Origin of the sequence: Phocicoccus schoeneichii (assembly GCF_014635565.1) — a bacterium.
Taxonomy (GTDB): Bacteria; Bacillota; Bacilli; order Staphylococcales; family Salinicoccaceae; genus Phocicoccus; species Phocicoccus schoeneichii.
The window spans coordinates 22,341-41,705 of record NZ_BMDB01000001.1 but is presented as its reverse complement, the minus strand read 5'-3'; the positions used below and the strand labels follow the sequence as shown (position 1 = coordinate 41,705).

Sequence of the window (19,365 nt, the reverse complement as noted above, 5' to 3'; positions counted from 1 at the left end):
CACATAAACTACACCGTTTATGTGCTTTTTATTTGGGTAGTTGGCCGAGTGGCTTAAGGCGCACGCCTGGAACGCGTGTAAACGGTAACCCCGTTTCAACGGTTCAAATCCGTTACTACCCGCTTATTGATAAGTGCTTCTCATAACGAGGAGCACTTTTTTTGCTGGATTCGTTATGAGATTTGGGTGTTTATCTTTAGAATGAGACATGGAAATTGAGTTTCTGGAATTATATGTAGTATTATGTGCCGTATTGAGACATGAAATTTGATTTCTGATATTAAATGAAGCATTTCGAACATTAATAGGACGTGGTTTATATGAATATGGAATTCCACGACTTAATTAGATTGTAATCATGTCGTGAAAAAATGCTAACTAGATTTTCACGCCCCGATTAAGTCTTAATTAAGGCGTGGTTGTTCAAGTTCTAGACTTCCACACCTCGATTAGACGATTAATGAGTCGTGGTTTCTCAAACAGTGGAAAACCACACCCTATTTAGATCATAATTAAGTCGTGAAATTTTGTTAACTGAATTTCCACACCTCGATTAAGAGAGAGTAAGGTGTGGTCATCTAAAAACTGAGTTTAGAGGTGACGTTTAACTCCTAATCGTCACGTGGTTTCAATAAATTTGAGATTAGACATCATGATTATCACCTAATCGTCACGCGGTTTCTATGAATTTGAGATTAGACATCATGATTAACTCCTAATCGTCACGCGGTTTATGCAAATCTAATATTTGACATGACGGTTATCTTCTAAATGCAATTCGGTTTCTTTGATACTAAAATTATGAGTCACATTTTTCTTCATCAACACCCTATTCTCTACAAAATAAAAACACGCTGCCTGGTAGCGTGTTCATTTCATTAAGTCTACATTTTGCATGAAGTTTATGTATTGCTGTCTCCTATATTCTTCAAGAAATTTTAGATCTGCTTCTACACTTCTCATGTCCGGACCATTATTCTTTTCTTGTTCCAATATTTTTTCTCGCTTCTGGCTTGCTTTGTAATAAAGTTTCAACGCGCACATGTATTGTCTCTCAAATGTGTAGTACGAAACATCGATATCAATGGTTTCTCCATTTGTAAATGTAACACGGGTTAAATCTCCTACTTTTATATAGTCTTCTACATATTTAATATTGAACCAGTGATTGATGTGATTGCGATCGGAATACATAGGGAAATAGATATAACTGCCAATGAAGTCAATCATGATTGGCTGTTTCGAAATGATACGGGTTAAATGTTTCGTAATTTCTTTTCTGTGAGAGTAATTTGAAGAGTATGCGCGACAGTTTTCCATGACGATTCTATTCGATGTTTTATTCACCTTGTAAAGATTTCCAGATGATTCCATGATTTGGGTAATCACCTCATCTTGAACAGATTCGTCTGCACCAATGTACATTGTTGCTCCATTTATTGTATATGAATGACTCATAATACACCTCCGATTATTTTGTTAACTATAATATACACCATTGTTAAATATTTGTTAACTATTTTTATGTAAATATTCAATTGCGTTCAATTTTTAGAAAATTTAGTTTATAAACTTGACGATATAGGTATATATACTATAAAATCAAACATATCAGATGGGAGGACGTCCACATGGAGAAGAAAACAATCAATGTATTGAGCCAGAAGCGCGCATTCCTTGATGCCATTAACGATTTATCAGCAGATATGATGCTCCAAGATTCAATTAATGAGCATTACAGAAAATTATATAATGAAAAAATCGAACACGCTTTAATCGATAAAGACAAAGATTCTTTTATTAAATATACTCACCTTTTAAATGAGCTATAAAGACACGAGGACATTTTGTTTCTCGTGCTTTTTTGTGAATTCATTTTTGCGTGCATATAATCAAACACGAACACCCGGTCTATCCGTAGTGTTCGTGTTTTTATCTATAAAATTATTTAGCTTTGATGTTATCAGATCGTTCATTTAAAATCAGGTAGTCTAACTCTTCTTTTGAGAATGATTTTAACTTCTTATATTGTAGTAAGAAGAATACAAGACCGAGCAGTGCCCACACGAGTAGTGCGATGTATGATGGTCCTGATAATGATGCTGGTGAAGTTGGTACGAGTAATAGTAATAAGAAAATGAATGAGATGATTGATCCCAATACTCCGAACACAACATACAATGTGTTCTTGTTTTCTTTTTTACTAAATAACTTCACTGCTACCATGCTCGTTGCTAGGAATGCGATTGATACACCAACACTCGACATGTCTACAATCCAGTTTAGTGCTGTTCTACCAAGCCATGGTGCTGCTAGACAGATAACCATGACGAAGATAATTGCATAATGAGGTGTATTAGTTCTCTTGTGTAATTTCGCGAAGACTTCTGGCACAAAGTGTGCACGTCCTAACGCGAATAGTAATCGTGATGATGATAAAAAGAATCCATTTAATCCTGTGAATACACCAAACGAAATCGCGAGTGCTAAGAATATGATTCCAATCACACCCATCGATGAGTTTACGACTGAACCAGTCAACCATGACGTACTGTCAACCATACCTTCATATGGATAAATCCAAGATGTAATTAGGATCATCGCAACATATGTCGCGATACTTGCCACAATACCAAACACAATTAATTTAAATGTATGATTTGCATTAAAATTAAACTCTTCTGCTGCTTGTGGAATATTGTCGAACCCAACGAACATCCATGGTGCAATTGCTACGATTAAAATAACTGATTGCCAAACGCCATTTGATTCATTGAATAATGGCTTCGCATTCTCAAATGAGAAGTCCCCTACAAAGAATGATACTAAGAATAGTAGTGTCACAACGACTGCCATGAACAAACAGAATATGAATTGTAAGTTACCTGACAATCCTGAACCCCTTGTACTGATAATCGCAAACACAATTAATATAATAGATGAAAGTATCACTTCCATGATGTATACGTCCCATCCAGCTATTGTATATAGGTAACCGATTTCAAGAAAGTCCGGTAAAATAAACTTAAACATTAAGCTGAATGCGGATGCGTTCAATGCTACAACACATAAGTATCCAAATACTAAGAACCATGATGCAATAAAGCTTACATACTTACCAAATCCAACATAAGTAAATGCAAACTCACCGCCAGATACTGGGAACTTCGCTGTCAGTGCGCCGTAACTGACCGCTATCACTAACATCAATAAACCACCTATGATGATACCTAAAGAAGCTCCGAGTGTCCCTGAAGACGAAAGCCAATCTCCTGGTAAGATAAACGCACCCCACCCGATAGATGATCCGTAAGCAATTGCCCAGACGAACCGCTTCGACATGGTGCTGTCTAATTCTTGTCTCTTCTGTGAATGATTCACGTAAATTTCCTCCTCAAATAAAAAGACAAACCCTATAAAAGGTTTGTCTTACTATTACCCTAATTTCTATGAAATTAACGTTAAAAATTCATCTCTTGTGATTTTTCCAAGATAATGGCTAATATCTAGATCTTTCAGTGCTTCGTCCATGTGTTCATACGTGTGCTCCACACCTATTAATTTTTCTTCAATATCAGACACTTCTCCGATACCAAAGAAGTCACCGAAAATTTTTGCATGCTCTATTTTACCTTTTTTCACTTCAAGACGAACGTCTAAAAGTCCTGCAGGGAACTTGTGTGACGCATCATAGTTATAATGAGGGTTTTTACCAAAGTTCCAGTCCCATGTTTGGTATTTTTCTTTTGATAAAGTCATGATCTTATCCCAGTCTTCATCTGTCAGTTTATATTCTTCAATTTCCTCTTTACTACCAAATATTTTCTCTAAGATTTTTTCTTTAAATACTTCGAGATCTAATGGCTCGTCTAAGAAGTCACTTACAGTACCTACTCGTGCACGCACTGATTTAATCCCTTTAGATTCAATTTTCTTTGGATTCACTTTAAGTGCATTTTGTACTTCATCAATATCACTGTTAACCATAACAGTCCCATGTGAGAACATGCGTCCTTTAATTGAAACCATTGCGTTACCTGAGATTTTCTTACCTTCAACTTCGATATCGTTACGTCCTACGAGTTCAGCATTTACACCCATATCATTTAATACTTCTACGATTGGTTGCGTGAACTTTCGGAAGTTATGGAAACTTTCTCCGTCGTCTTCTGTTACAAAACTAAAGTTTAAGTTACCAAGGTCGTGATATACTGCACCCCCACCACTTACACGACGAACGATTTTAATACCTTTTTCGCGTGTGTATGGCTCGTTGATTTCTTCAATCGTATTTTGGTTCTTACCAATAATGATTGATGGTGCATTGATGTAAAATAAGAAATATGAATCATCTGTTGGAATTTCTCTTAACACATACTCTTCCATTGCCAGATTAATCATTGGATCTGTAATGTTATTGTTTGAAATAAACTTCATTATTTAAATACCTCCATAAAAATATCCTAAGTCTATTATACAAGACTTAGGATAAATTTTAGTACTCATGAACTTGCATAATTTTATTAGCAGTTTCTTTGGCCGTTTTGACACAATCTGGCAGACCAACAGCATAATGTGGTGCGCCAATAATATGAAGGCCTTTGTAATTCTTATCTAATTCTTCATGAATAGAATCGATGATGTCCTTATGTCCAACTAGATAGTTCGGCGCAGCATTCGGCATTCTTGTGACGATAAAGAACTCAGGCTCTCCATCGATATTCATAATCTTATCGAGATCGCCACGTGCTCTCTGAACGATTTCGGCATCCGTTCCATCGTTAATGAGCATATTTAGCTCTTTGTCATTTGGTTTACCAATATAAAGTCGTAGAAGTGCCTTACCCTCTGGTGTTGAGTGTGCCCACTTCTTGTTCGTCCATGTACACGCTGTGATTGAAGTTCTAGCATTTCTGCTGATTACAAAACCAGTACCTTCTAGATTATTGCGTACTTGTGATTCATCAAATGCCATTACAATATTTGCGACAGTTGTCGACTTCATGTGCTTGAAGTATTCAAGTTCTTTGATATCAAGGAACTCTTTATATGCGTGATGCATCGTTGTGACAACAACTTCATCGTATTTTATAGTTTTCCCGTTAATAGTCACAAGATATCCATCATGAACAGGTTCAATGTTTTCTACAGGTGTATTTTTCAGAATAGATGCACCATGAGACATCGCGCTAAATACAAGTCTTTCTATGAATGACTCTAGTCCACCTTTAAACTGGAAGAACATTCCTTGCTTCTTTGATTGATCATTTTTTGATGCATTCGTATTACTCGATGATACTTGGTCATGCATCCCTTTAATTAAACTACCAAACTTCTCTTCTTGAATTTTGAAGAAAGGGTATGTTGACATTAAACTCATCTCATCGATTTCAGTCGAATACACACCAGACAGGAGTGGTTGTATCATGTTTTCTGTGATCTCGTTACCGAGTCTTTTTCTAAAAAATTCTCCAGCAGACAAATCACGCTTCATTTTAACCGTTGGTAGAACAAAATCTAACATCCCTCTTAACTTTCCAACAGGAGATAAAAGATCTGTCTTTAAGATAGATTCTAACGTTGTTGGAACACCAAGCATTGTACCTTTTGGAACTTTCGTTAGCCCTCTTTTTGTGTATATATAGGCTTGTCCTGTTTCATTTCGAACAAGATGTGACTCCATGCCAATTTCTTTGGCAAGGTCTGTCAGTGCTTGTTTTCTACTGATGTACGATTCTGGACCTAGCTCTATTACAAATCCATCTTTTCGGTATGTTTTTATCTTACCCCCCAGATGGTCAGTTGCTTCAAACACATCAACAGAAGCACCCTGTTTTGATAAGTAATACGCCGCAGAAAGTCCAGTAATTCCTGCACCAACAATAGCGATTTTTTTCATCTGTCTCGCCTACCTTACAGTTTTAAAATTTCGTTTACCATCGCTTGAATAAATCTGTCATCTGTATTTGGCATTGGCGGTCTGTGATATGCTGCACCAACCTTGTCAGTGACAACTTTACACTCATAGTCGTTATCATATAACACTTCTAAGTGCTCACACACAAATCCAAGTGGAAGATAAACGAAATGCTTATACTTATGTTCGTTATAAAGTTCTTCAGTTAGATCTTGCACATCAGGTCCAAGCCATGGATCTGGCGTATTCCCTTCAGATTGCCAACCAATATGATAGTTTGCTTTATTTACACGTTCACGAATCAATTCCATTGTTTCCTGTAATTGCTCAGGGTATGGATCATTATTTTTAGTGATGAGTTTTTCAGGCAATGAGTGTGCAGATACGATGATTGCTGTGTCATCATGCTCCGATTCCGGAATTTCATTTAATGTGTTTTCTACTTGTTCTACCCAATAGTCGATAAAGTTCTCGTCACGATAGAAATCAATGACAGATTTTACTGTAATGCCATACTTATCCGCTTCTTCTTTTGCGCGGTCGTTGTATGTTTGTACTGAGAAAGCTGAGTAATGTGGTGTTAGAACAATTGTCTCAATCTCTTTGATGCCCGCTTCATTGATATCAGCTACCGCATCTTCAATGAATGGGTGGATGTGTTTTAATCCGATAAATAACTCATACTCATCATCAGACTGTTCATTCAATTTATTTAACAGCGCACGTGCTTGGCGTTCTGTTGTGTCAGCAAGCGGTGAAATCCCACCAATTGCTTCATAACGTTCTGTTAAGTCTTGTAATGCCTCATCTGAAGGTTTTCTTCCGTGTCTGATATGTGTGTAATAAGGTAAGATATCAGATTCTTTGTATGGTGTACCATATGCCATAACGAGTAGTGCTTTTTTAGCCATAATTAAAATTGTCCTTTCGAGTATGTGTGTACAAATTCAGTTAAACGTTTAAGTGTTTCAGGTTTTACTTCAGGGAACACACCGTGTCCTAAGTTAAAGATATGACCTTTGTTTTGTCCTTGCTCTAAAATTTCTGTCGCACGACGTTCGATAATCTCCCAATCTGATAATAGAAGTGCTGGGTCTAAGTTCCCTTGTAGAGCTTTAGTGATCCCCATGTCACGTGCTTCTTTAATAGAAGTTCTCCAGTCTAAACCTAAAACGTCAGAACCGAGCGTATCCCATTCTTTAAGTAAGTGACTTGCACCAATTCCAAATAAAATAACTGGGACGCCTAGTTTTTTAGTTTCACTAATGATTCTGCGCATAGAATTACCTAAGTAGTACTCATAGTCTCTCTTGTCTAGAGCACCTGCCCAAGAATCAAAGATTTGAATAATTTTAGCACCAGATTCTACTTGTGCTTTTAAGTAAACAATACTCATATCAGTCAGTTTATCCATCAATGCAAACCATGTTTTTTCATCGTTATACATCATTGATTTCGTCTTGTGATAATTGCGACTTGGACCACCTTCAATCATGTAGCTTGCTACAGTGAATGGTGCACCACAGAATCCAATAAGTGGTACGTTTAATTTTTCATTAACTAAAATCTCAATTGTTTTATAGATATAATCAAGATCTTTAAAAGGATCGATTTCTTTTAATGCTTCAACATCTTGGATTGTACGTATTGGATTAGAAATAACAGGACCCACACCTGCTACAATATCTACGTCCACGCCCATTGGAGCGAGTGGTGAAACAATATCTTTGTATAAAACTGCTGCATCTACATTGTAGTTTTCAACAGGTGTTGCAGTTAAGTATGCCGTGAGTTCAGGTTGTCTCGTAATCTCAAGTAATGAATATTTTTCTTTTACTTTGTTATATTCAGGTTGAGAACGGCCAACTTGTCTCATGAACCAGACAGGAGTATACTCTGTTTTTTCTCCTCTAGCAGCTCTTAAAATAGTATCATTAAACACAAATGTTGCCCCCAATTTAAAATGATTATCATTTATTTTATCATAAAATTTATACTGAATCTAAATTGTGAATGAAATGTCATAGTTCATTCGAAATATGTTCAAAAATTAAAATGTTTGAATACGGTAACAAAAAGGATATATTAATAATAAGTAGCAAATATTATTTAATATTTTTAGAGGTGACTAATATGTATATTCACAGTACAACAGGAACAATTAACTATCTAGAATCTATCTACAAAGAGCACGACAACTTGCATATCCAAGCAAACGGTGAAAATGCTGTGTTGTTTTATGAAGACGATAATAAAGAGTCTATGTTTAAATCGAAACGTTCATATAAAGTGATCGATTCGATTGGAGAACTAAACGACAAGTTACCACTTGCTGTCTATCATATCCCTGCATATGGTACAGGAAAAAGCATGATTATCTCTCACCTATCAGACTTAGCTGAAAAGTTAAAAGATGTGAGAGGATTAAATGCATTTAGAATTACACAAAACGTCGATGAAGGGAACTATCTCCTACTCTTAAACTTTGTAGAATTAAGTGCATATCATGATTTCAAAGATTCCGATACATTTAAAAACTATTTAACAATGGACGTACTCAAGAAGTTCCAAAACATCGAAGGCATGTTCCAAGATTATGTTTCATCAAAAGTATACTTCTCGTTACATGACTACCGAGAAAAAATTAAAGAATTAGATGATAACTATTAAGTGAAAAGCTCTCTGTGATATTTAATCACTGAGAGCTTCTTCTTTTTTATATACATTTTTTGAAAATACTTTGTTAATTAATAGTGCCCACACTGGGAATATGAGTGATACATAAAATTCTATAGGATGTATGCAGATAAACACAATCATAAATAGAATCGAAATAACTAAAATAAGTTTTCTAGAATATCTAATATATGAATTTCTAATTTTATCTCTACTCACTGGCCAAATCTTCGGCCATAACAGATATGCTTGTGCCGTATAAAGTCCTTGAAGCTGCAGTATCATGATGTACAGTACAAATAAAATGAATATAATACTAATGTATATATTCCCCATCCAAATAATAAAAATACTACATAATATAAATAGACGAATCATGATCATCGGTAAATCAAAGTCTCTTAAGAAACTTCTATGGAAAAGATAATCATACATATGATCTTGATTATAATGTTTAATGTTTTGTTTCTTCATAAGTACATCAAAATAGTTACGTCTCTTAAATGATTTCTCCCGCTTAGGCACATTAGCAAACATAGAGATAATCGTATCAAAACGATTCTGCTCCTGTTTTTCGTGTTCGATTTGTGTGAGCCAATCAATGGTAGAGCGTGTTTTATTCTTTAAAATAATGTATGCAACTAAGTAAAACACAATTCCTAAGAGTGCAAACATCATATTTTGCATCTGTAAGAACAGTGTGATTGTATTTAAAACGATAAATACATAGACTACGATTGTTGGACTTACGTCAGAATTCACAGCGAGCACTTTGAGTGCGAATACACCAATGACCATCAAGTAAAACGTCAGTATGATAAGTAGTGAATTCATCATGTTATGGTTGATAATGAGTAATACAAACGCGATTACACTGACCACGAGTGGGATTGGAATCCCGAGTATAAATGAATAAACTCTTGAAGACTTGAAATAGTTTCCTAAGTCTTTCTCTACTGGCGTTAAAAATATAACGTCTGCTTCTTTTAACAAACTTCTATATACTGGCATGATCGAAACACTCATGAGAATTGCTGCGACTAGGTCCACATATATATTACCTCTTAAATCATCTCTCAGTCCTAACAGTGTATAGAGTAACACCCCTGCTGCAATCGATAAAAACAATATAAAGTGGCTATTAAAAATATATTTTGAGTAATATGTGCGGACCTTTATATCCTCTTCCACACGACTTTTGAACAAGTTACGAAACATGAGTATCGCCACCCGTGAGTTTTAAGTACACGTCATCTAAAGTCCCGTTCTCGAGGCCAGTCTGCGCTCTTAAATCTTCTATTGTTCCATCCGCAATCTTACGTCCATCGTGAATGATGATATATCTGTCACAGTATCTCTCCGCTGTTGATAAAATATGAGTACTCATTAAGATTGAACGGTTGTTGTTGCGTTCTTTCACCATTAAATCGATCAGTGATTCAATGCCGATTGGATCAAGTCCTAAGAACGGTTCGTCAATGATGTACAGTTCAGGTTGAACGACAAACGCACAAATCAGCATCACTTTTTGCTTCATACCTTTAGAAAAGTGTGTTGGAAATTTGTCGAGTTCTTTTTCGAGTCTGAAGCGCTTTAACAGTCCATCCGCTCTTTCCATCACCGTGTTTTCATCTAACCCATACGCCATCGCCGTCATATGTATATGTTCACGGAGGGTCAGCTCTTCATATAGAATCGGTGATTCTGGAATATATGTCATGTGTGCGCGTGCTTGCTCGTTGATGTTAGTAATTTTTTTACCGAGCACTTCTATACTGCCTGACTGTGGCGACAAGAGGCCTAATATATGCTTGATTGTTGTACTTTTACCTGCCCCGTTTAAACCGATGAGGCCAACAATCTCACCTTCAGAAATATTAAAATCTATATTGTGAATGACTGGTGTTTTCGAATAGCCACCAGTGACATTTTTTAATTCGAGTATCATCGTTTCCACATCTTTCAAATTAATTGTGTAATCATGTATAATGTAGTTTAAATATATCATATCAAAGGAAAGAGGTATAACAATGAGTGAAAAATCAGTATTTGAAATGATTATCGACAGAGAGATTCCAGCACATATCCTTTATGAGGACGACGATGTGATTGCATTTTTAGATGCGTTTCCTGTAGCTAAAGGTCACACTTTAGTCGTTCCTAAAGTGAAGGTAGAAAACATTTACGATCTTTCACCAGAGTCAGGTGCAAAACTAATGGCTGTAATTTCAAAAGTTGCCCGTGCATTACGTGCGACATACGAGCCAGAGGGGTTAAACGTTCTTCAAAACAACGGTGCATTTGCCTCACAATCTGTATTTCATATCCACTTCCACCTTATCCCTCGATACAAAGACGAGCATGACGGATTCGGACTAAAATGGGAGGATATAAAAGAGTTAACTGACGAAGATAAAGCCAAAATCGCCAATGAAATTAAAGGTCATTTAAATGCTTAATTTTCTCTCTATAGGGTAAACAGTAAAAGAGGATGTGAACAGTTATGAAATTAAAAAATATTTTAGTGGGATTTGTTGTAGGAACGATTGGTGGTGCGACACTTGCAGTGTTAAACGCCCCAAAGTCCGGTAAAGACTTACAGTCTTCTTTAACGGAAAGTTCAGGTACAATTAAATCTGCGAGTAACCAAATTAAAGAAGAAGTGTCTAACATTAAAAATTCAGTATTGCGTGCAAAACATGAAACATCAAATATCGGTGAGCTTGTAGATGAAGTTAAGATACTCGTATCCAACTTCCAAAAAGACATTGAGCCAAATGTTGAGCAATTAAAATCAGGTGTAGATGACATTAACAATCGAGTGTCTAAAATAGAAAAGAAACTATCTGAGTAAAATAAGTGATGTACAATTCTGTGCATCATTTATTTTTTTATGCTATATTAAATTTTGTATTTCAATTAAAGGAGTTTTAGCGAATGAAGAAGTTACTTATGACTGCATCTTTATCTTCCCTACTTGTATTAGCAGCATGTGGCAACGATAATGAAGAGGCAGAAAAAGAATCAAACGGCGAAAAAGAAGTTAAGTACGATAACGTACTAGCTGAAAGTAAAGCTGGAGATGTGACAGTAGACGATCTACTCAACTCGATTGGTACGACTGAAGTCGCTAACCAAACATTTGAGCTTACATTAAATAAAATCTTAGAAGATAAATACAAAGACGATATTAATGTAGACGAGATTTCTAAACAAGTAGATAAAGAAATTGAAAACTACGGTGGCGAACAGCAATTTAGCCAAATCTTAGCTCAATCTCAGCCAGGAATGACAGTAGACAAATACAAAACAAATAAAATTGCAAACGCACTTCACAACAAATACTTTGCTGATAAATTTGAAATCACTGACGAATCTGCACTTAAAGATGCAGTAAAAGCACAACACGTGTTAGTTAAAGTTGGTGAAGAACAAGGCGGCATGAAAGACGAAGATGCCAAGAAGAAAATTGATGAAGCATTGAAAAAAGCTAAAGATGGCGAAGACTTCGGCGAATTAGCTAAAGAATACTCAGACGACGGTAGTGCTCAAAATGGCGGAGACCTTGGACTTGTTACAAAAGGACAAATGGTTCAAGAATTTGAAGATGCATTATACGATCTAGAACCAGGTAAAATTTCTGATGTAGTCAAAACTCAATTTGGTTACCACATAATCAAACGTAATGACGTTAAAAAAGAAGACTTATCTGAAGAAGAATTAGCTAGTGCAAAACAACAAATGGTACAATCTAAGCTTCAAGAAAACCCAGATAAAGTAGTAGAATTTTACAAAGACTTATTAGATGAATATGAAGTTGAATTCACAAATGAAGACATTAAGAAACAAGTGGACCAACTGATTAATCCAAAAACTCAAAAAGAAGAAAAATAATAGACTTAAAAAACGATTCCTGTTAAGGAGTCGTTTTTTTAATAAATGATTTGCTTTAAATGAAACGTGTTTTCATAACTCTAAGTGGCCTTAATTTCAATACATACATAAAAGAACCCCATAAGCGAGTCTATGCTCGCTTATGGGGTTCTTTATTTTATTCTTCTCTTCTATACATCATTCTACCTTCAAGTGGGAAGATGCGCTTCGTAAATTCTCCTGGCTTCACTTGTTCTAAATGCTTATTCATCATCATCATTCTTGCGTCGATATTGTCGATAAAGTTCAGCATTTCCGCTTCAGGAAGCATCGGCTCTTTTGGTGAGCCATATTCTAATTTACCATGATGGGCTAAGATTACGTGTTTTAGAAGTAAAATTTCTTCTCCTTCTAGATCTAGCTCTCTTACAATCTCATTGATTTCTTCGGTTGCAATCACGATGTGTCCGATCAGATTTCCTTCAACTGTATACGTCGTGTTGAGTGCACCTGATAGCTCTTTGACTTTACCGATGTCATGTAAGATGATTCCTGCATATAAGAGGTTTCTATCTAATGACGGGTAAATATCACATAATGCTTCACCTGTTCTAAGCATCGTGTATACGTGATATGCAAGTCCTGAAACGAAATCGTGATGATTCGTCATCGCTGCTGGGAACGTTGAGAATTCCTTCTTATACTTCGTGAGTAGTCCTCTCGTGATTCTTTGTAAGTTTGCATTCGTAATTTTTAATGAGTAATCAAAAATTCTGTCGTATAACTCATCTGAATCAATCGGAGCTTCTACTAAAAAGTCTTGAATCGATAGTCCATCTTCTTCAGTTGCTGGACGAATTTGCAAGATCTTCATTTGATTGTTTCCACGGTAATTGATGACTTCTCCCCTAACCTTTACTAGGTCAGCGACTTTAAGTGCCTCAATTTCTTCAGGTGTTACTGTCCATAATTTAGAATCCAACTCACCAGTCTTATCTGACAAAATCAATGTCATGTATGGCTTACCTTGTTGTGTGACACCATCTTGTGCACGTTTTACAAGATAAAATGATTCGACACTATCTCCAGGGCCGAGTGATGAAATATTCGTCATCACAGTTACCTCCTAATTTTTTCTTTTAAAATAATCGTATCTTGTGATGGGATACTCTTCTCAAGCTTACAAGTAAAGAACAGAACTTGATCATCGATATTTGTTCTGAAGTAATTCAGAATTGTCTTCGTACGCGCTTCATCAAAGTGTACAAACGCATCATCGATGATCACTGGTAATTGATAATAACTTTTCAGTGCTTTAATTAAGCTGATACGCAATGAAATATATAAGAGTTCTTTCGTTGATTGAGAAATCTCTGAAGGGTCAAAAATCTGACCATTAGAGTGTTTCACTTTAATCACATTATTATCATACATCACATCAATGTAGCGACCTTTTGTGATATTCTCAAAAATCGAGCGCGCTTCTTCAACCACAATTGGTAAACGCTCGTCTTTAATCGCTTTAATATGCGCTTCTATCAGATTCTTAATATACATAAGTGACATGTAATCCATCGCATATGCTTCAATCTGGTTTTTCTCAATTTCAAACTGATGATGAAGTTCCGATAACTGACCATCTTTTTCAAGATGTTTAATTTCTTGATTTACTTTGGCTAAGATCGACTGTTCCTCATCAATTTGTTCTTGATAAGAGTTAATCGTCTCACGCATGCGCGCCTCTTCTTCTTTTAAATCTGCAGTTAAGAAGTTTGCAAGATGAGTTCTCTTATTTTGGTCATAATGCTCTTCTTCAAGCTTAGTGCTGAGTTCTTTAAATCTCTGTTCATTCGCCTTGTAGACATTATACATTCTGCCGTAGTAATAAAACTCATCTTCATCATTTGCATCCACAAAGTCAAAGAGCTTATTCATTTCTTGTTCAGAAACGAAGTTTCTATTGTTGATAACTCCTACTTCATTTTCAAATAGGTTGATTTGCTCCCTTAAGTTCATGTACGTGTCACGTGTTTTTCTCATTTTATCTAACATGAGATTCGCTTCGTAGAAAATTGAGTTGATATGGAAGTCGATATCCAGATGTTTTATTTTTTCTTTAGTATCAGAGCTGAAGGAATCAATTTCACGATTTAAGTGGTCAATTTTTTCCTTGTCTTTATCGACCATTCTTCTCAATTGTTTAATATCACGAATCGTGTAGATGACACCATTGATTTGACTATTTTCAATTTCTTCAGATACCATTAACTTTTCTTTTACTCTAGATAAATCCATGTTTAATTGGTCAATTGAACTGTCAGATATCGCAAGTGTTTCTTCTAAGTCTTCTAGTTTAACAGAGTTAGAAATGCGTTTAGAAATTAAGTTCTTCAGTTCAGCGTTTCGGTCTTTCGCATCAAAGAAATCAAAATCAATGTCATGCGTGTTTGCAATATCATTAATTTTATCTTTAAGTGCAATCACTTCGTTTTCATAATCTGTTTTCAGTGAATCCGTCTCTTCTTTTTTACCGAGTTTTAGTAATAGAAGTGATAGTAGTCCAATTCCTAAAAATATTGAGCCAAATATATACTCATTACTCAAGATAAAATACAGAATCCCAACGATGATCAACACGGCGCTGATTGAAATAATTAGAGTGCTCTGGAATTTATTGCGTTTATTACGCTCAATTTTTTCGCGTTCGTAATCCCGTTCAATGAGCGTGTACATGCGCTCTTTTTCTTTCAGTTCAAACTCGAGATCCATGATTTCTTTTTTAGCTCTCATCTGAGAATCAGATAATTGCGTGTTCTCTAAAGTAGAAATCTCTTCCTCAAGCTCTCTCATCGTTGTTTTCAGATGATCAATTTCTTTTGAATAAAATTGATTTAAGAGATTTGTTTCATCATACTTCGAAAGTAATGACTGCACGTTCTCTCTTACGATATTTGAATCATCAACATCTGTGTGCTCTTCTTGCCAACCGATATCGTTCATTAACGTATGAATTTGTTCTTCATTCTTATGAACTTCTACTTGTAACCTTTCAATTTCAAGTCTCTTATGTTTAATATCAGGCTCTTGTTTAACGATGGATTCTAGAATTTTTAAGTCCTCTTCTTCTGGTAATTCTAGCTGACGTTCTTCACGAATCAATGCTTGAAGCTTTTCTTCACGTAATTCAACATCTTTTTTACCGTTGATGAGATGATTTTTTAATGCTTCATAGCGTTCGATCCCTTTTTCTGGGAACTCAATCGGTTCTATATCAAGCTTGGATTGTAACTCTTTCCATTCTTTAATTTCACTATGATAAAGAATGTCTTTCATTTTTTCTTCTAACGCTTGATTTAATGTATATACACCATGCTTTTTAACATTGATGCTTTCAATAATTTTGTATTGTTCTTCCACAAGTGAGTTGTATTCATCTTCATACTCTTTTACTTGTGCTATTTTTTCATTAATTTCTTGAATCGCATCAATTTCTTGGTTTAATTCTGGCTTAATTCCATTTTTCTTATAGATTCTGTCCAGTTCTTTATTGATTGCATTTAGCATATCCTCGTACTTATTAGAACCAAGTGCACCTGCACGGAGTAAATAATCTTGTAAGTCTTTTTCTGTTAGATTCTTGTTGATGTCTTGAAGTCCAAGAACATCAAAACTGAAGATCGAGCGGAAAGTAGACTTATCGATATAATTGAGTTTCTTCGTCAACCATTCCTCACCACGTGTTGTGCCGTCAGGCATGTAAACAACGACATCACCAATTGCTCGATTTCCTTTGATACGCTCAATCTCAATCGGTGCTGTTTCATCTTTAAATTGAACTTTAATTCGTCCACCATAAGCATTTCCAAGTCTAGGTTCTCGTCTCGGCTCACCTTCACTACGTTTTGGGAAGCCAAACAATACAGAGTGAATGAATGACATCATCGTCGATTTACCCGCTTCATTCTCACCAAAAATCTGGATAAAATCATGGTCTAAATCGAATTTTTGTTCGATAATTTTTCCATATCCATATATGTGAATTGAAAGTATTCTCATATTTTTACTTCCTCATTAATAATTTTAGTTTTTCTTCTCCGAGTTCAAATAACTTTTCACGGTCGATGTGTTCAATATCTGGAAGATATCGATTTACTTTTGGATCCATATAAAGTGTGTTTAATGATTCTTTATATATCGCGTCATTATTTCCAAACGAACCTTTAATGTCATTAATCAATGCATTGCGTTCCACATCTTTATATTCAAGCTTCATTTCATCTACCCAAATAAAGTTATCGATATCTGTTTCATCTTCTTGAAGTAAGTGAATAACTTCAAAGAGTTCTGTTGAACTGATATCTTCGTCGCCATCATAGAATGCTGAAAGCTTAATGATTTGTCTACCATCAGCTCTAAGTTTATTTTTAAATTTAGTGACTTCTTGATACAAGTCCATGCGGTCAACACTCGTCACGTCGAGCTCGTAACTTTCAAATAAAATATCTTGGACGGGAACGAACTTACTGCGTAATTTTATACTGTCACCTTCGACAAGTAAGAATCCTTTTTCACCAGATTCATTAACGTGCCTACCTTGAATATTTCCTGAATAGTTAATGAGCGGCATTTCTGACAATGTTTGTCTCATATGAATGTGACCGAGTGCCCAGTAATGATAGAGCTTCGAATTTAAGTCTTCTAATGTAAATTCAGTGTATCTACCTACATCACGCACAGATTTCGAATATGTTCCATGAAGTAATCCTATATGAATTCCGTCGTTTCTAGTGTTCGTTGGATAATGGTCGAGCTTACTTTCGTATGATTCATCTTGATAATAACTAAATCCGTGGATAAAGACATTCTCACCACTTTGCGTCATGGCTTGATATGTTTCAACGTTCTCCCTAAATATTTTAACTGTACTTGGCCAGCTTGTTTTTACTCCCTCAACGACCGGGTCATGATTTCCGTGAATCATGTAAGTAAATATTCCATGGTTTTCAAGTCTTTCAAACTGTTCTTTTAAAAATATTTCTGATTTTAATGAACGGTTATCTGCATCAAATACATCGCCAGATAAAATCACAAAATCTACTTTGTTTTCTATCGCATAATCAAACATACGTTTCGCTGCAACAAATGTACTATTCATCAGCGCATTTACAATGTTTGAAGGCATTTTAGATCGAGATTTGAATGGACTATCCAAATGCAAGTCTGCCGCGTGAATAAATTTAACCATAGACACGATCCTTTCACATAATATCTATTCACTTTAGTATACCAAAAATTAAAAAAAGAGAGGTATCAACCTCTCTTCTTTTGTTAATTATTTAACTTATAGAGTTCTTCGATTGGCTTCATGATTACACGGTTTAAGTCTTGAATTAAACTACTTAATTTTTGTTCTGCTTCCATCAGTTGTTTGATGTTTTCATCTTCTTCAATTGCTTGTGCAGATTGCTGCGCACGCTCAACATCGTTATCTAAGATGTCTTCACCATTCATCTGTTTTGTTTGAAGCTCCATTTGAATGTTTCTAAACTCATCGAAAAGTTTTTTTGAATCTGGATTTCCATTAACCGTTTCATAAAGTTCTTTTAAGTTAGTAAATTCTTCTGATTTTCTTAACGCACTTTCGAGTGCATTCGCTTGATCGTAAACATTAACGCTCATAGTATTCCCCTTAAATTTTTGTCTTATAACATAAATGTAACATATATTGAGTGTCTAGTTCAAAAATACTACTATTAAACCCTGAATAATACCGATTAAACCACCCAAGAAGTACCCTAGAAACATGATCATTTTAAATTCTTTATTCGCAACGTCCATGACAAGGGATTCTAGTTTGTCTAGCTGAAAGCTATCAATCTGATTTTTAATGACCTCAGCTAGTTTAAGCTTTTCAATGATTTTCGGCATGTTTTTACCTAAGTACTTTGTTACATTCTTTCTCAATGTGTGTTTGCCTGTCGTTTTAAAAGATTCAAACAGCTGTGGACTGAATTCAACAATTGGATAGTCAAAGATACCATCTATATTGATTTTATTCTTCACCTCATCAACGATTGAATTTGTGACGCGGGATCTGTCTTCATCACTAATATAGCTGCTAATTTTTTTACCAATAAATTTATGATATTCAGTCACAATGAATTCCTGTTCGATATGTTTCATATCTTCATGAGATAACAAGTTAATCAATTCATTTTGAATGCGTTCGGTTAGCGATTCTTTTGAAATCACATACTTGATTGCTTTTTCAAGCTTACCTCTATTCTCAATAAAGTCATCCACCATCGTTCGGATGTCTTCTGCACCCTTTTCACTAGATAAATACAAAATCACTCTACTGTTGATTGTCTCATGTAGATTTTCTACTTCGTGATCTAATGTACGTTTTGCTTCACTTGGAATCAGTGATTCAATTTCTCGGTCCATCAATTTAAAACTATATTCATTAATTTTTTCGTTTATTTCTAGATTTAAATAATTCACTATCTTTTCAGAAAGTCCTGGTGAAATTTTCTCTAATACATAACGAATTGTCGTTTGTTCTTTTTCTAATGTTTCAATTTGTTTATCTAAAAATAATTCGAAAAATTTCTGTGATTCCGCAGAGTTTATTTTTTCAACAAATACTTCAGGTGTTAGGAGATGCTCTGTCACGATTGCACCAAGTTTTGTTGATGCTTCATCTCTTCGCATAGGTATGACACCTGGAGTAAACGGTAATTTTTTACCAAATATATATTTTGCTTCATATGGTCTAAATAACATCTTTATTGCGATCGTATTTGTGACCCCACCAATAAGTGCACCAATGACTGCCATAAAGATGACTACGTATAATGCAGCCATTTTTTAAAAACTCCTTTAAAAAAAGAGCGCGG

Annotated in this window: 18 protein-coding genes and 1 tRNA gene; 6 read left to right on the top strand and 13 right to left on the bottom strand. The window is 35.3% G+C overall.

Annotated features, from left to right (window positions below):
- Positions 1 to 34 precede the first annotated feature (34 nt).
- Positions 35 to 122 (top strand) — tRNA-Ser (locus IEU51_RS00325).
- Between the two features lie 748 nt (positions 123 to 870).
- Here the strand turns inward: IEU51_RS00325 and IEU51_RS00320 are convergent.
- Positions 871 to 1,458 (bottom strand): competence protein ComK, encoded by a 588-nt coding sequence (locus IEU51_RS00320; RefSeq protein ID WP_186088323.1) that lies wholly within the window; start codon positions 1,456 to 1,458, stop codon positions 871 to 873.
- Between the two features lie 173 nt (positions 1,459 to 1,631).
- Between IEU51_RS00320 and IEU51_RS00315 the strand changes: the two genes are divergently transcribed.
- Positions 1,632 to 1,832 (top strand): hypothetical protein, encoded by a 201-nt coding sequence (locus IEU51_RS00315; protein WP_186088324.1) that lies wholly within the window; start codon positions 1,632 to 1,634, stop codon positions 1,830 to 1,832.
- 112 nt (positions 1,833 to 1,944) lie between these two features.
- Here IEU51_RS00315 and IEU51_RS00310 read toward each other — a convergent pair whose 3' ends face one another.
- From IEU51_RS00310 to hemE, 5 genes are all read right to left on the bottom strand, one after another.
- Positions 1,945 to 3,342 (bottom strand): APC family permease, encoded by a 1,398-nt coding sequence (locus IEU51_RS00310; RefSeq protein ID WP_186088400.1) that lies wholly within the window; start codon positions 3,340 to 3,342, stop codon positions 1,945 to 1,947.
- Positions 3,343 to 3,447: 105 nt separating this feature from the next.
- Positions 3,448 to 4,437 carry a lipoate--protein ligase gene (locus IEU51_RS00305; RefSeq protein ID WP_186088325.1) on the bottom strand — a complete coding sequence of 330 codons (990 nt, stop codon included), beginning with the start codon at positions 4,435 to 4,437 and terminating at the stop codon, positions 3,448 to 3,450.
- A gap of 58 nt (positions 4,438 to 4,495) precedes the next feature.
- On the bottom strand, positions 4,496 to 5,899 hold the full coding sequence (hemY, locus tag IEU51_RS00300) for a protoporphyrinogen oxidase (RefSeq protein WP_186088326.1): 1,404 nt from the start codon (positions 5,897 to 5,899) through the stop codon (positions 4,496 to 4,498).
- Between the two features lie 14 nt (positions 5,900 to 5,913).
- Complete coding sequence (gene hemH / locus IEU51_RS00295) at positions 5,914 to 6,828, bottom strand: ferrochelatase (protein WP_186088327.1); 915 nt, start codon at positions 6,826 to 6,828, stop codon at positions 5,914 to 5,916.
- Between the two features lie 2 nt (positions 6,829 to 6,830).
- Positions 6,831 to 7,859 carry a uroporphyrinogen decarboxylase gene (gene hemE, locus IEU51_RS00290; RefSeq protein ID WP_186088328.1) on the bottom strand — a complete coding sequence of 343 codons (1,029 nt, stop codon included), beginning with the start codon at positions 7,857 to 7,859 and terminating at the stop codon, positions 6,831 to 6,833.
- 191 nt (positions 7,860 to 8,050) lie between these two features.
- Between hemE and IEU51_RS00285 the strand changes: the two genes are divergently transcribed.
- Complete coding sequence (locus tag IEU51_RS00285) at positions 8,051 to 8,587, top strand: hypothetical protein (RefSeq protein ID WP_186088329.1); 537 nt, start codon at positions 8,051 to 8,053, stop codon at positions 8,585 to 8,587.
- A 21-nt stretch (positions 8,588 to 8,608) separates the two neighbouring features.
- On the opposite strand, the gene IEU51_RS00280 is transcribed toward IEU51_RS00285, so the two are convergent.
- Both IEU51_RS00280 and IEU51_RS00275 read right to left on the bottom strand, forming a co-directional pair.
- Positions 8,609 to 9,811, bottom strand: a complete 1,203-nt coding sequence (locus IEU51_RS00280; RefSeq protein WP_186088330.1) for an ABC transporter permease — start codon at positions 9,809 to 9,811, stop codon at positions 8,609 to 8,611.
- The gene (locus tag IEU51_RS00275) at positions 9,801 to 10,541 is read right to left on the bottom strand and encodes an ABC transporter ATP-binding protein (protein WP_186088331.1); all 741 of its coding nucleotides are present in this window, start codon (positions 10,539 to 10,541) and stop codon (positions 9,801 to 9,803) included. Before IEU51_RS00275 ends, IEU51_RS00280 begins: the two co-directional genes overlap by 11 nt.
- Positions 10,542 to 10,623: 82 nt before the next feature.
- Here IEU51_RS00275 and IEU51_RS00270 point away from each other — a divergent pair, with 82 nt between their 5' ends.
- From IEU51_RS00270 to IEU51_RS00260, 3 genes are all read left to right on the top strand, one after another.
- The gene (locus IEU51_RS00270; RefSeq protein ID WP_186088332.1) at positions 10,624 to 11,052 is read left to right on the top strand and encodes an HIT family protein; all 429 of its coding nucleotides are present in this window, start codon (positions 10,624 to 10,626) and stop codon (positions 11,050 to 11,052) included.
- Between the two features lie 44 nt (positions 11,053 to 11,096).
- Positions 11,097 to 11,447: a YtxH domain-containing protein gene (locus IEU51_RS00265; protein ID WP_186088333.1), complete on the top strand. Its 351-nt coding sequence runs from the start codon at positions 11,097 to 11,099 to the stop codon at positions 11,445 to 11,447.
- Between the two features lie 83 nt (positions 11,448 to 11,530).
- The gene (locus tag IEU51_RS00260) at positions 11,531 to 12,487 is read left to right on the top strand and encodes a foldase protein PrsA (RefSeq protein WP_186088334.1); all 957 of its coding nucleotides are present in this window, start codon (positions 11,531 to 11,533) and stop codon (positions 12,485 to 12,487) included.
- Between the two features lie 157 nt (positions 12,488 to 12,644).
- Here the strand turns inward: IEU51_RS00260 and yhaM are convergent, their stop codons facing one another.
- The 5 genes from yhaM to IEU51_RS00235 all read right to left on the bottom strand — a co-directional run bounded on the left by yhaM (position 12,645) and on the right by IEU51_RS00235 (position 19,333).
- The gene (yhaM, locus tag IEU51_RS00255; RefSeq protein ID WP_186088335.1) at positions 12,645 to 13,580 is read right to left on the bottom strand and encodes a 3'-5' exoribonuclease YhaM; all 936 of its coding nucleotides are present in this window, start codon (positions 13,578 to 13,580) and stop codon (positions 12,645 to 12,647) included.
- A 5-nt stretch (positions 13,581 to 13,585) separates the two neighbouring features.
- Positions 13,586 to 16,522 carry an ATP-binding protein gene (locus IEU51_RS00250; RefSeq protein ID WP_186088336.1) on the bottom strand — a complete coding sequence of 979 codons (2,937 nt, stop codon included), beginning with the start codon at positions 16,520 to 16,522 and terminating at the stop codon, positions 13,586 to 13,588.
- A 4-nt stretch (positions 16,523 to 16,526) separates the two neighbouring features.
- Positions 16,527 to 17,711, bottom strand: coding sequence for a metallophosphoesterase family protein (locus tag IEU51_RS00245; protein ID WP_186088337.1), 1,185 nt, complete (start codon positions 17,709 to 17,711; stop codon positions 16,527 to 16,529).
- Between the two features lie 83 nt (positions 17,712 to 17,794).
- Positions 17,795 to 18,145: a YlbF family regulator gene (locus IEU51_RS00240; RefSeq protein WP_186088338.1), complete on the bottom strand. Its 351-nt coding sequence runs from the start codon at positions 18,143 to 18,145 to the stop codon at positions 17,795 to 17,797.
- 54 nt (positions 18,146 to 18,199) lie between these two features.
- Positions 18,200 to 19,333: a DUF445 domain-containing protein gene (locus IEU51_RS00235; protein WP_186088339.1), complete on the bottom strand. Its 1,134-nt coding sequence runs from the start codon at positions 19,331 to 19,333 to the stop codon at positions 18,200 to 18,202.
- Positions 19,334 to 19,365 lie beyond the last annotated feature (32 nt).

Excerpts from the sequence above, each read along its gene's own strand:
- IEU51_RS00320 (WP_186088323.1), bottom strand. The coding sequence starts at position 1,458 with ATGAGTCATTCATATACAATAAATGGAGCAACAATGTACATTGGTGCA.
- IEU51_RS00315 (WP_186088324.1), top strand. The coding sequence starts at position 1,632 with ATGGAGAAGAAAACAATCAATGTATTGAGCCAGAAGCGCGCATTCCTT.
- IEU51_RS00310 (WP_186088400.1), bottom strand. The coding sequence starts at position 3,342 with ATGTCGAAGCGGTTCGTCTGGGCAATTGCTTACGGATCATCTATCGGG.
- IEU51_RS00305 (WP_186088325.1), bottom strand. The coding sequence starts at position 4,437 with ATGAAGTTTATTTCAAACAATAACATTACAGATCCAATGATTAATCTG.
- hemY (WP_186088326.1), bottom strand. The coding sequence starts at position 5,899 with ATGAAAAAAATCGCTATTGTTGGTGCAGGAATTACTGGACTTTCTGCG.
- hemH (WP_186088327.1), bottom strand. The coding sequence starts at position 6,828 with ATGGCTAAAAAAGCACTACTCGTTATGGCATATGGTACACCATACAAA.
- IEU51_RS00285 (WP_186088329.1), top strand. The coding sequence starts at position 8,051 with ATGTATATTCACAGTACAACAGGAACAATTAACTATCTAGAATCTATC.
- IEU51_RS00280 (WP_186088330.1), bottom strand. The coding sequence starts at position 9,811 with ATGTTTCGTAACTTGTTCAAAAGTCGTGTGGAAGAGGATATAAAGGTC.
- IEU51_RS00275 (WP_186088331.1), bottom strand. The coding sequence starts at position 10,541 with ATGATACTCGAATTAAAAAATGTCACTGGTGGCTATTCGAAAACACCA.
- IEU51_RS00270 (WP_186088332.1), top strand. The coding sequence starts at position 10,624 with ATGAGTGAAAAATCAGTATTTGAAATGATTATCGACAGAGAGATTCCA.
- IEU51_RS00265 (WP_186088333.1), top strand. The coding sequence starts at position 11,097 with ATGAAATTAAAAAATATTTTAGTGGGATTTGTTGTAGGAACGATTGGT.
- IEU51_RS00260 (WP_186088334.1), top strand. The coding sequence starts at position 11,531 with ATGAAGAAGTTACTTATGACTGCATCTTTATCTTCCCTACTTGTATTA.
- yhaM (WP_186088335.1), bottom strand. The coding sequence starts at position 13,580 with ATGACGAATATTTCATCACTCGGCCCTGGAGATAGTGTCGAATCATTT.
- IEU51_RS00250 (WP_186088336.1), bottom strand. The coding sequence starts at position 16,522 with ATGAGAATACTTTCAATTCACATATATGGATATGGAAAAATTATCGAA.
- IEU51_RS00245 (WP_186088337.1), bottom strand. The coding sequence starts at position 17,711 with ATGGTTAAATTTATTCACGCGGCAGACTTGCATTTGGATAGTCCATTC.
- IEU51_RS00240 (WP_186088338.1), bottom strand. The coding sequence starts at position 18,145 with ATGAGCGTTAATGTTTACGATCAAGCGAATGCACTCGAAAGTGCGTTA.
- IEU51_RS00235 (WP_186088339.1), bottom strand. The coding sequence starts at position 19,333 with ATGGCTGCATTATACGTAGTCATCTTTATGGCAGTCATTGGTGCACTT.